11 protein-coding genes are annotated in these 12,833 nt (G+C 67.8%); 5 read left to right on the top strand and 6 right to left on the bottom strand.

Annotated features, from left to right (window positions below):
* Positions 1 to 4: 4 nt before the first annotated feature.
* Together sdhA and ACFPN9_RS27365 are read left to right on the top strand one after the other, a co-directional pair.
* Positions 5 to 1,837 (top strand): succinate dehydrogenase flavoprotein subunit, encoded by a 1,833-nt coding sequence (gene sdhA / locus ACFPN9_RS27370; protein WP_066723870.1) that lies wholly within the window; start codon positions 5 to 7, stop codon positions 1,835 to 1,837.
* Between the two features lie 14 nt (positions 1,838 to 1,851).
* Positions 1,852 to 2,637 carry a succinate dehydrogenase iron-sulfur subunit gene (locus tag ACFPN9_RS27365; RefSeq protein ID WP_377817932.1) on the top strand — a complete coding sequence of 262 codons (786 nt, stop codon included), beginning with the start codon at positions 1,852 to 1,854 and terminating at the stop codon, positions 2,635 to 2,637.
* A 183-nt stretch (positions 2,638 to 2,820) separates the two neighbouring features.
* Here ACFPN9_RS27365 and ACFPN9_RS27360 read toward each other — a convergent pair whose 3' ends face one another.
* Positions 2,821 to 4,062: an NAD(P)/FAD-dependent oxidoreductase gene (locus ACFPN9_RS27360; RefSeq protein ID WP_245282311.1), complete on the bottom strand. Its 1,242-nt coding sequence runs from the start codon at positions 4,060 to 4,062 to the stop codon at positions 2,821 to 2,823.
* Positions 4,059 to 4,844 (bottom strand): glutamine amidotransferase, encoded by a 786-nt coding sequence (locus ACFPN9_RS27355; RefSeq protein ID WP_066724106.1) that lies wholly within the window; start codon positions 4,842 to 4,844, stop codon positions 4,059 to 4,061. Before ACFPN9_RS27355 ends, ACFPN9_RS27360 begins: the two co-directional genes overlap by 4 nt.
* A 248-nt stretch (positions 4,845 to 5,092) precedes the next feature.
* On the opposite strand from ACFPN9_RS27355, the gene ACFPN9_RS27350 reads away from it, so the two are divergent.
* The 3 genes from ACFPN9_RS27350 to ACFPN9_RS27340 are packed head-to-tail and all read left to right on the top strand — an operon-like array spanning position 5,093 to position 10,191.
* Positions 5,093 to 5,731: a TetR/AcrR family transcriptional regulator gene (locus ACFPN9_RS27350; protein ID WP_066723876.1), complete on the top strand. Its 639-nt coding sequence runs from the start codon at positions 5,093 to 5,095 to the stop codon at positions 5,729 to 5,731.
* A 53-nt stretch (positions 5,732 to 5,784) separates the two neighbouring features.
* Positions 5,785 to 6,954 carry an efflux RND transporter periplasmic adaptor subunit gene (locus tag ACFPN9_RS27345; RefSeq protein WP_066723878.1) on the top strand — a complete coding sequence of 390 codons (1,170 nt, stop codon included), beginning with the start codon at positions 5,785 to 5,787 and terminating at the stop codon, positions 6,952 to 6,954.
* Positions 6,955 to 6,966: 12 nt separating this feature from the next.
* Positions 6,967 to 10,191 carry an efflux RND transporter permease subunit gene (locus ACFPN9_RS27340; RefSeq protein ID WP_066723880.1) on the top strand — a complete coding sequence of 1,075 codons (3,225 nt, stop codon included), beginning with the start codon at positions 6,967 to 6,969 and terminating at the stop codon, positions 10,189 to 10,191.
* On the opposite strand, the gene ACFPN9_RS27335 is transcribed toward ACFPN9_RS27340, so the two are convergent.
* From ACFPN9_RS27335 to ACFPN9_RS27320, 4 genes are read right to left on the bottom strand one after another with little or no spacing between them, the layout of a single operon-like run.
* Positions 10,192 to 10,911, bottom strand: a complete 720-nt coding sequence (locus tag ACFPN9_RS27335) for a hypothetical protein (RefSeq protein WP_156450156.1) — start codon at positions 10,909 to 10,911, stop codon at positions 10,192 to 10,194.
* Positions 10,904 to 11,590 (bottom strand): hypothetical protein, encoded by a 687-nt coding sequence (locus ACFPN9_RS27330; protein ID WP_066723891.1) that lies wholly within the window; start codon positions 11,588 to 11,590, stop codon positions 10,904 to 10,906. The genes ACFPN9_RS27335 and ACFPN9_RS27330 overlap by 8 nt, the downstream gene beginning before the upstream one ends.
* A complete protein-coding gene (locus ACFPN9_RS27325) occupies positions 11,587 to 11,859 on the bottom strand; it encodes a hypothetical protein (RefSeq protein WP_156446626.1) in 273 nt (90 codons plus the stop codon). The genes ACFPN9_RS27330 and ACFPN9_RS27325 overlap by 4 nt, the downstream gene beginning before the upstream one ends.
* On the bottom strand, positions 11,834 to 12,766 hold the full coding sequence (locus ACFPN9_RS27320) for a hypothetical protein (RefSeq protein WP_066723894.1): 933 nt from the start codon (positions 12,764 to 12,766) through the stop codon (positions 11,834 to 11,836). Before ACFPN9_RS27320 ends, ACFPN9_RS27325 begins: the two co-directional genes overlap by 26 nt.
* Between the last annotated feature and the right edge of the window lie 67 nt (positions 12,767 to 12,833).

The following is a 12,833-nucleotide window of genomic DNA, read 5'->3' as shown; positions in this document are numbered from 1 at the left end:
TCCGATGGCGATCACCAAGTCCCGACAGGCCCCGGCCTATACCGGCCAGGCCTATCCGATCACCGACCACACCTTCGACGTTGTCGTGGTGGGCGCCGGCGGCGCCGGGCTGCGCGCCACCGTCGGCTGCTCGCAAGCCGGCCTGCGCACGGCCTGCATCTCCAAGGTGTTCCCGACCCGCTCGCACACCGTCGCGGCCCAGGGCGGCGTCGCCGCCTCGCTCGGCAATATGGGCAAGGACACCTGGCAGTGGCACATGTACGACACCGTCAAGGGGTCGGACTGGCTCGGCGACCAGGACGCGATCGAGTATCTCGTCCGCAACGCGCCGGCCGCCGTCTATGAGCTCGAGCATTGGGGCGTGCCCTTCTCGCGCACCGAGGACGGCAAGATCTACCAGCGCCCCTTCGGCGGCATGACCACCGAATTCGGCGAGGGTCCGCCGGCCCAGCGCACCTGCGCCGCCGCCGACCGCACCGGCCACGCCATGCTGCACACGCTCTATGGCCAGGCGCTGCGCTACAACACCGAGTTCTTCATCGAGTATTTCGCCATCGACCTCATCATGGATGAGGACGGGCATTGCCGCGGCGTGGTCGCGCTGAAGATGGACGACGGCACGATCCACCGCTTCCGCTCGCAGCAGACGATCCTGGCGACCGGCGGCTATGGCCGCGCCTATTTCTCCGCGACCTCGGCCCATACCTGCACCGGCGACGGCGGCGGCATGGTGCTGCGCGCCGGCCTGCCGCTGCAGGACATGGAGTTCGTGCAGTTCCACCCGACCGGCATCTACGGCGCCGGCTGCCTGATCACGGAGGGCGCCCGCGGCGAGGGCGGCTATCTCACCAATTCGGAAGGCGAGCGCTTCATGGAGCGCTATGCCCCCTCGGCTAAGGACCTCGCCTCGCGCGACGTCGTCTCCCGCTCGATGACGATGGAGATCCGCGGCGGCCGCGGCGTCGGCAAGAACAAGGACCACATCTACCTGCATCTCGACCATCTCGACCCGAAGATCCTGCACGAGCGCCTGCCCGGCATCTCCGAGAGCGCCAAGATCTTCGCCGGCGTCGACGTCACCCGCGAGCCGATCCCGGTGCTGCCGACGGTCCATTACAACATGGGCGGCATCCCGACGAACTTCCACGGCGAGGTGCTGACCAAGGTCGACGGCAATCCCGACACCGTGGTGCCCGGCCTGATGGCGATCGGCGAGGCGGCCTGCGTCTCGGTCCACGGCGCCAACCGCCTCGGCTCGAACTCGCTGATCGACCTCGTGGTGTTCGGCCGCGCCGCCGGCCTGCGCTGCGCCGACACGGTGACGGCGGGCGAGAAGCAGCCCGAACTGCCGAAGAACTCGGCCGATCTCGCGCTGTCGCGCCTCGACAAGTACCGCAACGCCGCAGGCGGCACGCCGACCGCCGACCTGCGCGGCCGGATGCAGCGCACGATGCAGGACAACTGCGCCGTCTACCGCACCGGCGAGACGCTGGAAGAGGGCCACAAGCTCATCCACGAGGTCTGGGCCGGCATCACCGACATCGGCACTAAGGACCGCTCGCTGATCTGGAACTCGGACCTGATCGAGACGCTGGAGTTCGACAACCTGATCACCCAGGCCGTCGTCACCATGGACTCGGCGCTGAACCGCCCCGAGAGCCGCGGCGCCCATGCCCGCGAGGACTATCCGAACCGCGACGACAAGGACTGGATGAAGCACACCCTGTCCTGGATCGACGACGAGAAGCGCACCGTCACGCTCGACGACCGCCCGGTCCACACCTACACGCTCTCGAACGACATCGAGTACATCAAGCCCAAGGCGCGGGTGTACTGAGGACGATTTGACAGATGGCCGAATTCAAACTCCCGCAGAACTCCCGCCTCGTCGAGGGTAAGACCTGGCCGAAGCCGGCCGGGGCCGCCAAGCTGACCGAGTTCAAGGTCTATCGCTGGAGCCCCGACGACACCGAGAATCCGCGCACCGACACCTATTTCGTCGACCGCGAGGATTGCGGGCCGATGGTTCTCGAGGCGCTGATCTGGATCAAGTCCAAGATCGACCCGACGCTGACCTTCCGCCGCTCCTGCCGCGAGGGCATCTGCGGCTCCTGCGCCATGAACATGGACGGCAAGAACGGGCTCGCCTGCACCACCGGCATCGACGAATGCGGCTCCAAGGGCCGTGTCGCGATCTACCCGCTGCCGCATATGCCGGTGATCAAGGACCTGGTGCCGGACCTGACCCAGTTCTATGCCCAGCACGCCTCGATCGAGCCCTGGCTGCAGACCACGACGCCGGCGCCCGAAAAAGAGTGGAAGCAGGGCCGCGAGGACCGCGAGAAGCTCGACGGCCTCTACGAGTGCATCCTCTGCGCCTGCTGCACGACGTCCTGCCCGAGCTACTGGTGGAACGGCGACCGCTACCTCGGCCCGGCAGCCCTGCTGCAGGCCTATCGCTGGCTGATCGACTCACGCGACGAGCAGACCGGCGAGCGCCTCGACAATCTCGAGGACCCCTTCCGGCTCTATCGCTGCCACACCATCATGAACTGCGCCAACGCCTGCCCGAAGGGTCTGAACCCGGCCAAGGCGATCGCGGAGGTCAAGAAGATGATGGTCGCGCGTCAGGTCTGAGCCGCCAAAAATCCGCGAGCGCGGCCGTCTGACGCGACGGACGTCGTCTCAATAAAAGGCACGCCCTTTCCGTCATGGTCGGGCTTGTCCCGACCATCCACGTCTTCGACAGTCGAGCCCTGTGAGAAAGACGTGGATGCTCGCCACAAGGGCGAGCATGACGGCGCGGCCCGACCTGTACACTCAGCCGATATACCGCCCCGGCGCGAACGGCGTCGGATCCACCGGCGGCGTCTCGCCGCAGACCAGCGCGGCGACGATCTCGCCGGTGATCGGCCCGGTCGAGAACCCCAGATGCTGGTTGCCGAAGGCGAGCCAGAGACCGGGATGGCGCGGCGCCTCGCCGATCATCGGCAGTGAATCCGGCAGGGTCGGCCGCGCGCCGCGCCAGGTGGTCGCGAAGCCGTCCTCCAGCGGAAACGCTTCCTGCGCGCTCACCGTGACCTGGTCGATCTGGCGGTGGTTATCGGGCGCATCGCGGCGGCTGAGATCGACGCCGCTGGTGACGCGATAGCCCTCCTCCATCGGCGCCATGAAATAGGCGGCGTCGACATCGTACACCGGCCGCGACAGCCGGGCTCCCGGCTCAGCCTTGAAATGCCGGTGATAGCCGCGCTCGACATCGAGCTTCGGGTCGATCCCGAGCGGCGCCAGCAGATCCATGCTCCAGGGCCCGAGCGCGACGACGGCGATGTCGGCCTCGAAGCCGCCCTGCGCCGTCGCCACCCGCCAGCCGGAAGCGCCGCGCTCCAGCCGCTGCGCGTCCGCCTTCTCGATGCGGCCGCTGCGCTGCCGGAAGAGCTCGGCATAGGCCTGCGTCACGGCGCCCGGCGAATCCACCGAGGCATTCTCCAGGCAGAGCAGCCCGGCATGGAAGATCGGCTTCAGCGCCGGTTCGACGCCCGAAATGCCCTGCCGGTCGAGCACCTGCGCGGCGATGCCATGGGCCTTCAGGAAGTCATGCTCGGCCTGCGCCGCCGCATGGCCGGCTTCCGTGCGCCAGAGCTTGAGCGTGCCGGTCTCGCGCAGGCGGTGCGACACCCCCGCCTCCGCCATCAGCGCGCGGTGCCGCTCCACCGTGCTGCCGGTGAGCGATTCCAGCGCGGCGATGCGGGCGGCCGCCTTCGAGGCCCGCGCCTCCCAGAGGAAGCGCAGCAGCCAGCCGGGGCGGGTGAGCGCGCGCGACCAGTCGAGGTTCAGCGCCGGATGGCGGTTGCCGAGATAGCTGGTGATCTTGCCGTAGAGGCCTGGATTGTTGAGCGGCACGATCGAGGAGCGCGCCAGCACGCCGGCATTGCCATAGGACGTCTCCTGGCCGGGCTCGCGCCGGTCGATCAGGGTGACCGCGAAGCCGCGCTTCTGGAGCGAGAGCGCGCAGGAGACGCCGACCATGCCGGCGCCGAGAACGAAGGCTGTACGGGTCACGCGGGGTCCGTTTCTGCGGCGAGCCAATGGTCGAGGAAGCCGTCGAGCCAGCGGCGGATCGCCGGATCGTGCTGATACCAGCCCTCGAGATGCAGATGGCGCAGCTGCGCGCCCGGCATCAGGGTCCGCTCATGCCCGCGCACCGACCAGCGGCACATCATCGCCGGCGTCACCTCGGGGTGAAACTGCACGCCATAGGCGCGTGGCCCCGAGCGGATCGCCTGGATCGGAAAATCCCCGCCTGTCGCGAGACACTCCGCACCGGGCGGGCAATCGAAGCCCTCGCGATGCCATTGATAGACGGTGGCGGGCCAGTCGAAGCCGGCCTCCACCGCATGCGCGCGGCCATGATCGGTGAGGTCGAGCCCGTAATAGCCGACTTCGGCCCGCCCCTCCGGATGAGTGTAGACCCGGCCACCCAGCGTCCGCGCCAGCATCTGCGCGCCCAGGCAGATCCCGAGATAGGGCGCCTCCTCCTTCAGGCAGATATTGATCCAGTCGATCTCGGCCTTGACGAAATCATCCGGGTCATTGGCTGACATCGGCCCGCCGAAGATCACGGCGCCGGCATGATCGCGCATCGTCTCCGGCAGCGGGTCGCCATAGCGCGGCTTGCGGATATCGAGCGCATGGCCGCGCGCCTGCAGCAGGCGGCCGACACGCCCGGGCGTCGAATGCTCTTGATGCAGGACGATCAGGACAGGCCTGGGAGCGGGTCTCGGAGGGCGTCGTCGCGGCACGGAGCGGCGGGGCGGTCGCGCGGTCGGGGCGTCAGCAGTCATCGCGGATTCGGCAGCGGCCATGGGCGGGAGAAAGCGGACAGGTCGGAGATGTCGGGCCGACGGAGACTGTGAGGGACCGACTTCCGGCGCAAGCAATTTGTGAGCCGGCGGCGGCATGGCCCGGCTGCCCCGGCCGCATGTCGCACCTGGCGTGACAGTGCCGTTCCCTTCCGATCCCGTCCAATCTTGACTCACGAAGCCGTGAATGGCATGAGAATGAACGTTCATTCTCATTTCCGGGATCGCCTGTGCCCCCCACTGTCAGTGCCCTGCCCGCCGAGCGCGCACCCAACGAGCGCCGGACCCGCATTCTCGATGCGGCGGAGAGCGTCTTCGCGCGCGCCGGTTTCCACGCCGCCACCATGCAGGATGTCGCGGCCGAGGCCGGCATGAGCCCGGGCAATCTCTACCGCTACTTCGCCTCCAAGGACGCCATCATTGCGGCCATGGCGGAGCGCGACCGCCAGCAGATCGCAGCCGATTTCGCCGCCCTCGACCCGGCGAAAGGCCCGCTGCTCGATCAGCTCGAGGCGCTCGGCCGCCGCCATCTCGTCGAGGAGCCGCGCGAGCGGGCCATCCTCTGCATCCAGATCTGGGCCGAGGCCGCGCGCAATCCCGAGATGGCCCGCATGTGCGCCGCCATCGACGGGACGGTGGTCGGCGGCCTGGCCGAAGCCATCGCCGGCGCCAAGGCCAACGGGGAACTGCCGGCCGATCTGGACGAGGCCCGCTTCCTGCAGGCCATCTTCATGATGGCGGACGGCTTCTTCTGCCGGCGCGCCACCGATCCCGGCTTCGATGCCGCCGGGGCGGCCGACACCTTGTTCGTCGCGATGCGCGGCCTCGCCCGCGTGCTGCTCCGTTCCGATGCGGGCGACGTATCATGAGCGCTGCCGCCTCCCATCGACCCACCGCCCCCGTTCAACAGGAACTCTCCCGCATGTCCGCCAGGCTCGCGCGCATCGCCGCCCTGTCGCTGCTGGTCGCCGGTCTCGCACCCGCCCAGGCCCAGACGCCGGCCCCCGCCGCAGCTCCGTCGGCCGGGCCTTCCGTCACCGTCACCAAGGCCGGTCTCTCCGAGATTGTGCAGAGCGTCGTCGTCTCAGGCTCGATGATCGCCCGCGACGAGGTGCTGGTGCAGCCGGAGGTCGACGGGCTCGCCATTGTCGCGCTGCTGGCCGAGGAGGGTGACCGAGTGTCCGCCGGCCAGGTGCTCGCCCGGCTCTCGCGCACCACGCTCGAGGTCCAGAAGACCCAGAACGACGCGCAAATCGCCCGCGCGGAGGCGGCGATTGCCCAGGCCAATGCCCAGATCGGCGAGGCGCAGGCCAATCTCGTCGCCGCCGAGAACAATTTCGAGCGGACCCAGACACTGCGCAGCAGCGGCAACGTCTCGAACGAGACCTTCGACCAGCGCGCCGCCGCGGCACGTGCCGCACGGGCCCGGGTCAACTCCGCCAATCAGGCGCTGGCCATCGCCACGGCCGATCTCGCCTTGGCGAAGGCGCAGGGCCGCGACATCGAGGTCAAGCTCGGCCGCACCGAGATCAAGGCGCCGCGGGGCGGCATCGTCAGCCGCCGCAACGCCAAGCTCGGCGGCACCGCCGCCATGGCGGCGTCGGAGCCGCTGTTCCGGATCATCGCCGACGGCGCGGTCGAACTGGAGGCCGAAGTCGCCGAGGTCGAGCTGCCGGGGTTGAAGGTCGGCCAGCCGGTGGCGGTGACCCCGGCCGGAGCGTCGCAGGCGCTCGCCGGCACCATCCGGCTGATCGCCCCCGAGGTCGACAAGGCCTCGCGGCTCGGCCGGGTCCGCGTCGAGCTCACCGGCAACCCGCCGGTCGCGATCGGCTCCTTCGCCCGCGGCGTCATCGAGACCGGGCGCAAGACTGCCGTCACACTGCCGCTCTCGGCGATCACCTATGCCCGCTCGGGCGCGACGGTGCAGAGCGTCACGGACGGCAAGGTCACGACCAAGCCGGTCAAGCTCGGGCTCATCGGCGGCGGGCGCGCCGAAATCGTCTCCGGCATCGCCGAGGGCGAGACGGTGGTGGCGCGCGCCGGCACCTTCGTGCGCGACGGCGACGTCATCACCCCCGTCCCGACGAATTGACGGGAGCACCCGGTGAACATCAACTTCTCCGCCTGGTCGATCCGCAAGCCGGTGCCCTCGATCCTGCTCTTCGTCGTGCTCTGCGTGCTCGGGCTGCTCTCCTTCTCGAAGCTGCCGGTCACGCGCTTTCCGAACATCGACGTGCCGCTGGTCTCGGTGACGGTGACCCAGTCCGGCGCCGCGCCCTCCGAGCTGGAGAGCCAGGTTTCCAAGCGCGTCGAGGACGCGGTGGCCAACATCACCGGCGTCAAGCACGTCATGTCGACGCTGACCGACGGCCAGTCCCAGACGGTGATCGAGTTCCGGCTGGAGGTGAACACCGACCGCGCCGTCAACGACGTCAAGGACGCCATCGCCAAGATCCGCGCCGACCTGCCGCGGACGATCGACGAGCCGATCATCCAGCGCATCGATGTCGAGGGGCAGTCGATCCTGAGCTATGGCGCCTTCTCGGCCGGGATGACGCTGGAACAGCTCTCCTGGCATGTCGATGACGTCGTCGCGCGCGAATTGCAGGGGCTGAAGGGCGTCGGCCGCGTCGACCGCTATGGCGGCGTCGACCGGGAAATCCGCATCTCGCTCGATCCCGACCGGCTGCTGGCGCTCGGCACCACGGCCGGCGAGGTCAACCGCCAGATTCGCGCGACCAATGTCGATCTCGCCGGCGGGCGCGGCGAGGTCGGCGGGCAGGAACAGGCGATCCGCACGCTCGCCGGCGCGCGCACCGTCGCCGAGCTGGCCGAGACCAAGATCACGCTCTCGGGCGGGCGCGAGGTACGCCTCAAGGAACTCGGCCGCGTCGAGGACAGCAATTCCGAGCCGCGCTCCTTCGGCCGGCTCGACAAGAGCCCGGTCGTCTCCTTCGCGGTCTTCCGCTCGAAGGGCTCCAGCGAGCTCTCGGTCAAGGAGGTCGTCGCCGCGCGCATCGCCGAACTGAACAAGCGCTATCCCGACATCACGCTGAAGCCGATCGACGACGCCGTCGCCTACACCTACGGCAACTACAAGGCGGCGATGATGACGCTGCTGGAAGGCGCGGCGCTCGCCGTGCTCGTCGTCTTCCTCTTCCTGAAGAACTGGCGCGCGACGCTGATCACCGCAATCGCGCTGCCGCTCTCGGCGATCCCGACCTTCTGGGCGATGGAGCTGATGGGCTTTTCGCTCAACCTCGTCAGCCTGCTCGGCATCACCCTCGTCACCGGCATCCTGGTCGACGACGCCATCGTCGAGATCGAGAACATCGTCCGGCACATGCGGATGGGGAAATCGCCCTATCGCGCCGCGATGGAGGCCGCCGACGAGATCGGCCTGGCCGTCATCGCGATCACGCTCACCATCGTCGCGATCTTTGCACCCGTCTCCTTCATGGGCGGCGTGGCGGGGCAGTATTTCCGCCAGTTCGGGCTCACGGTCGCGGTGGCGGTGCTGTTCTCGCTGCTGGTGGCGCGGCTGATCACGCCGATGATGGCGGCCTATCTGATGAAACCGGTCAAGCATGAGGACCCCAAGGACGGGGTCGTCATGCGCGGCTATGTCGGTCTGCTGAGGGCGACGACCGCCTCGCGCCGCATCCCGCTCGTGCCGCGCTTCGACGGGACGGGGCGCTGGCGCTCCATGCCCTTCAATATGTCCTATCTCACGCTGGTAGTGGGCTTCGCTTTCCTCTGGGGCTCGATCCACGCCACCGCGCTGCTGCCGACCGGCTTCATCCCGGACGAGGACACCTCGCGCGTCGTCGCCTCGGTGGAATTGCCGCCGGGCTCGACGCTGGAGGATACCCGCGTCACCACCGACCAGATCGTCGATGCGCTGCGCACCATTCCCGAGGTGACGCAGGTCTTCGTGCTCGGCGGTGCCTCGCCGACCGGCCAGCGCGAGGTGCGCCGTGCCGCCGTGACCATCAAGCTGAAGCCGAAATCCGAGCGCACGGCGCGCCAGAAAGACCTCAAGGTCGTCATCGCCGAAAAGCTCGCCAGCGTGCCGGATGTCCGTGCCTGGTATGTCAACGAGCGCGGCGAGCGCGAAATGGCCTTCTCGATCCTCTCCAAGGATGGGGCAGCCCTCGACGAGGCGGTGGCCCGCATCGAGAGCCGGATGCGCAAGATCGACGGCTATCTCAACGTCGCGACCTCGGGCTCGCTCTCGCGCCCGGAGCTGACGGTGCGGCCCAAGCTCGAAGCGGCCGCAAGCCTCGGCGTCACGCCCGAAGCGATCTCGGAGGCCGTGCGCGTCGCCACCATCGGCGATGTCGGCGCCAATCTCGCCAAGTTCAACGCCGGCGACCGGCTGGTGCCGATCCGCGTGCAACTGGACGAGGCCGCCCGCGCCGACATCCGCAACATCGCGGCGCTGCGCGTCACCAACACGAGCGGCGTCTCGGTGCCGCTGACCGCGGTCGCCGAGATCGGCTTCGGCGAGGGTCCGTCATCGATCGACCGCTATGACCGCGTCCGCCGCGCCGCCATCGGCGCCGATCTCAAGCGCGGCTTCGAACTGGGCACGGCGCAGGAGACCTTCCACCAGATCGTCAAGGAGGTCGGCCTGCCTGACGGCGTCTGGATCGCCGCGACCGGCGATGCCGAAATCCAGGGCGAGGTCGTCGCCGGCTTCATCCAGGCGATGACGACCGGGCTGATGCTGGTGCTGGCGGTGCTGATCCTGCTCTTCGGCTCGGTCTTCCAGCCGATCACGATCCTGCTCTCGCTGCCGCTCTCCTTCGGCGGCGTGGTCATCGCCCTGCTGGCGACCGCCAAGCCGGTCTCGATGCCGGTCTATATCGGCCTGCTCATGCTGATGGGCATCGTCACCAAGAACGCGATCATGCTGGTCGATTTCGCGGTGGAGGAGGAAGGCCGCGGCAAGGACCGCCGCACCGCCCTGCTCGAGGCCGGCCGCAAGCGCGCCCGCCCGATCGTGATGACGACGATCGCCATGGCCGCCGGCATGCTGCCCTCCGCCTATGGCGTCGGCGATGGCGGCGAGTTCCGCGCGCCGATGGCGATCGCGGTGATCGGCGGCTTGCTCGTCTCGACCGTCCTTTCCCTCGTCTTCGTGCCGTCCTTCTACGCGGTGATGGACGACCTCTCGAAGCTGACGGGCCGCATCTTCGGCCGCTTCTTCAGCAAGGCGGAGGATGAGAGCCTCTGGGAGGCGATTCCGGAGGAAGGCCACGCCCGACCCGAGGCCGCCGCCCAGATGAAGCTGCCGCTGCCGCCGCCCCGGCTGGCGGCGGAGTGATCAGACGATAAGGCCGGCTTCACAGGGGAAAGGCGTCTTCTCATAGATGGGCTCGAGTCTGTTGCGGGCGACAAACGCCTCTTCCCATTGATGGAGGAGGCCGGCGACGCCCGCCCGATCCCCGGCCGCCACCAGCGCGCCCAGCCGGCTGGCCCGCTCGAAACGGGGCTGCCAGGCATCCGTCATCGTCAGGTGCCAGTCCTTGATGGTCCCATAGATGGGGAGAACGTCTTCGAAGCGTCCCTGCGCAGCGAGGACCGCGATCCGACAGGGCTGATCGTGGTTGAGCCACCGCATGTACTCGAAGTCGTCGCCCTCGAGCTGCATCATGTCATCGATGTCGTGAACACCCCGCAGCATGGGCAGAATGCGGCGTTCGAGCGCATCGAACACCGTGTCGACGAACCCTTGCTGCGACCAGCGGTTCGGCTTGCCACGCTCCAGGAAGATCGGTTGCTGACCCAGCCCGCCCAGGCCTCCAACGGGATCGAAGGCAGGCCCGATATGCCAGCAGAAGCGCGGGTAGTCCGCATCCCAACTGCGGTCGATCGAAATCGATCGCGTGACATGCCGTTGCGGCTTCAGAATCACGAACCGATCCGCGAGGAAGAGGTCGTCCTGCCGTGCGAGCAGTTCAGACCATAGCGATTTGACCTGCTTCTTCGTTGTCATCGCCTCGGCCTGACGTCGATGAAACAGGGCGCGACGGGCATCACTCACTCCGATGTTCAACCGGAAATGGCGTCTTCTCGTGCAGAGCCTGCAGGCCATGTGTCGCGATGAAGTTGTCTTCCCAGTGATGCAGAAGCGCCGCGACGCCCGCCCGATCCCCCGCCTCGCAAAACGGCAAGAGTCCCTCCATCATGTCGCCATAGGTTTCCTCACCCCACCAGGGCAATTGCAGGGGGCCTTTCGCCCGCATTTCGGCTGAGGCCCTTGCAACGGCCGCGAAGTCGCCCAGGGCGGCCTGCAGGCACATCTGGTTGACCGGGAGTTCGAGACGCCATCGCCAGCGGGGCTCCATCGGATGGCTGAACGAGAGAAGGGCCTGAATTGTCCCGACCGAGCGCAGGATGGGCAGGATCTCTGTCTCGATGCTGTCGATGAAAGCAGCTTCGTGATGGGGATGGGACCAGTACATCGTCTTGATGTCCGGCGTGACGAAATTGGTTCCGGCGACACCATAGACTGATGCCTTGTGCCAGAACGTGAAGCCGACATCCCAGTGATACTCGGGATAATCCGAATAGGCCGTCCGCTGGACACGGAATCCACGGATCAGATGATGGATCGGCTTCAGAACCACGAGGGGCCCAAACTTCGCCTGGATCAGGGCGAGATCGGAATGCCGCTCGAGCAGAGGGCGGTAGAGGGACAGGATTTGCCGCTTCGTCGTCATCGTCTCGTCGGCCGCACCTGAATGACGATGGCTCTTGTCGACTGGCGGCGCCGCACATAGCCGGCGCCTCCCAATTCCAGAAATCGCTGCTGCGTCATCCCAGCCCGACCCGTCTTGAAGTCGTAGACGCACACAGTGCCATCCTCCCGATACTCGACCGCATCAATGCGTATGGTTCTGGGATATCCGTAACGCGGCGTCGTATCGCCGCTGGTTTCAGCGGCGATTTTGTAAGCGGACACTTCAGCACGCAAGTCCACGCGGCCCATCGCGTCGATCTGCTCTCTGAGACGCTGGTGAACATAGGTCCCGTAGACTGCAGCCGAAGGGGTAGTCTTTGACGGACCCCGCCCTTGCCACCACATCGTCGAGCCGCACCTGCAGGTCGGGCAGGCACTTGCAGGCGGCCTCAGCTTCTTCCTGGCTCACACGGCCGGCAAAACGTAGATCGAGCAGATTTGGCGAACTCGGGCGATACTCATTGGCCTCGAACGCCGTGACGGCCTGCTGGCCATCGCCGTTCTGGGACGACTGCCAGTTGAACAGGATCGCGCCGCCGATAATGAGCGCGGGAGCGACGGCAAGCGGCGCAAAAGCCGGCTGGATCGTGGCGTCCGGCTCCGGCCCGCCAGGAGTCCAGACCGTCCGGCCGACGATCTCGCCGTCGGGCCCTCCAATCCGCATCGTCTGGGTGCGCTCGATCGTCTCGAAGGTGACCTTGTCGCCCTCGGACGTCGTGACCGTGTGGCGCTCGTCGAAGCCAGCCTGGCGGGAGGCGGCATATTCGGAATGGATCGTGCTGCCGTCGCGGTTTACGATCGCTCGTTCCGCGACATCGCCCGCCTCGTCGCGACTTTCCTCGTAGAAGGCCCAGGTTTCCTCGCCGGTCTCGTCGACGACGAACCCGTCTCCGGGGCCGGCTTCCGCCAGCCCGCCCTCCGGGCCGAAGCCGGGCATGGGACTGTGGCTGCCACCGCCGCCGCCCGCGTCACTGGTCCACTGCCCGCCACCGCTGCTGCCGGCCGGGACGCGCGGCTGGGAGGGGTCGTATCTGCGACGCAGGAGATCGCGGCGCAGCAGCCGCGTTTCGTCCTGCAGGCGGATCAGGCTGCGGCGCAGGCGCGTGATCCCGGCCGCTTCAGCCGGCCGGAACGACGCGGATGGGTGGATCGACATGGCGACCTCCTCGGCGGAAACGCGCCATTGTCAACGGGTTCGGCGATGCGGGGATAAGCGGCCGCAG

It is taken from the genome of Allobosea massiliensis (genome assembly GCF_042655245.1).
In the GTDB taxonomy this organism is placed as follows: Bacteria; Pseudomonadota; Alphaproteobacteria; order Rhizobiales; family Beijerinckiaceae; genus Allobosea; species Allobosea massiliensis.
This window is presented reverse-complemented; position numbering and strand designations above follow the sequence as displayed.

Coding starts and splice junctions, on each gene's coding strand:
- ACFPN9_RS27320 (WP_066723894.1), bottom strand. CDS start 12,766: ATGTCGATCCACCCATCCGCGTCGTTCCGGCCGGCTGAAGCGGCCGGG.
- ACFPN9_RS27365 (WP_377817932.1), top strand. CDS start 1,852: ATGGCCGAATTCAAACTCCCGCAGAACTCCCGCCTCGTCGAGGGTAAG.
- ACFPN9_RS27330 (WP_066723891.1), bottom strand. CDS start 11,590: ATGACGACGAAGCGGCAAATCCTGTCCCTCTACCGCCCTCTGCTCGAG.
- ACFPN9_RS27345 (WP_066723878.1), top strand. CDS start 5,785: ATGTCCGCCAGGCTCGCGCGCATCGCCGCCCTGTCGCTGCTGGTCGCC.
- ACFPN9_RS27355 (WP_066724106.1), bottom strand. CDS start 4,844: ATGACTGCTGACGCCCCGACCGCGCGACCGCCCCGCCGCTCCGTGCCG.
- ACFPN9_RS27325 (WP_156446626.1), bottom strand. CDS start 11,859: ATGGGCCGCGTGGACTTGCGTGCTGAAGTGTCCGCTTACAAAATCGCC.
- sdhA (WP_066723870.1), top strand. CDS start 5: ATGGCGATCACCAAGTCCCGACAGGCCCCGGCCTATACCGGCCAGGCC.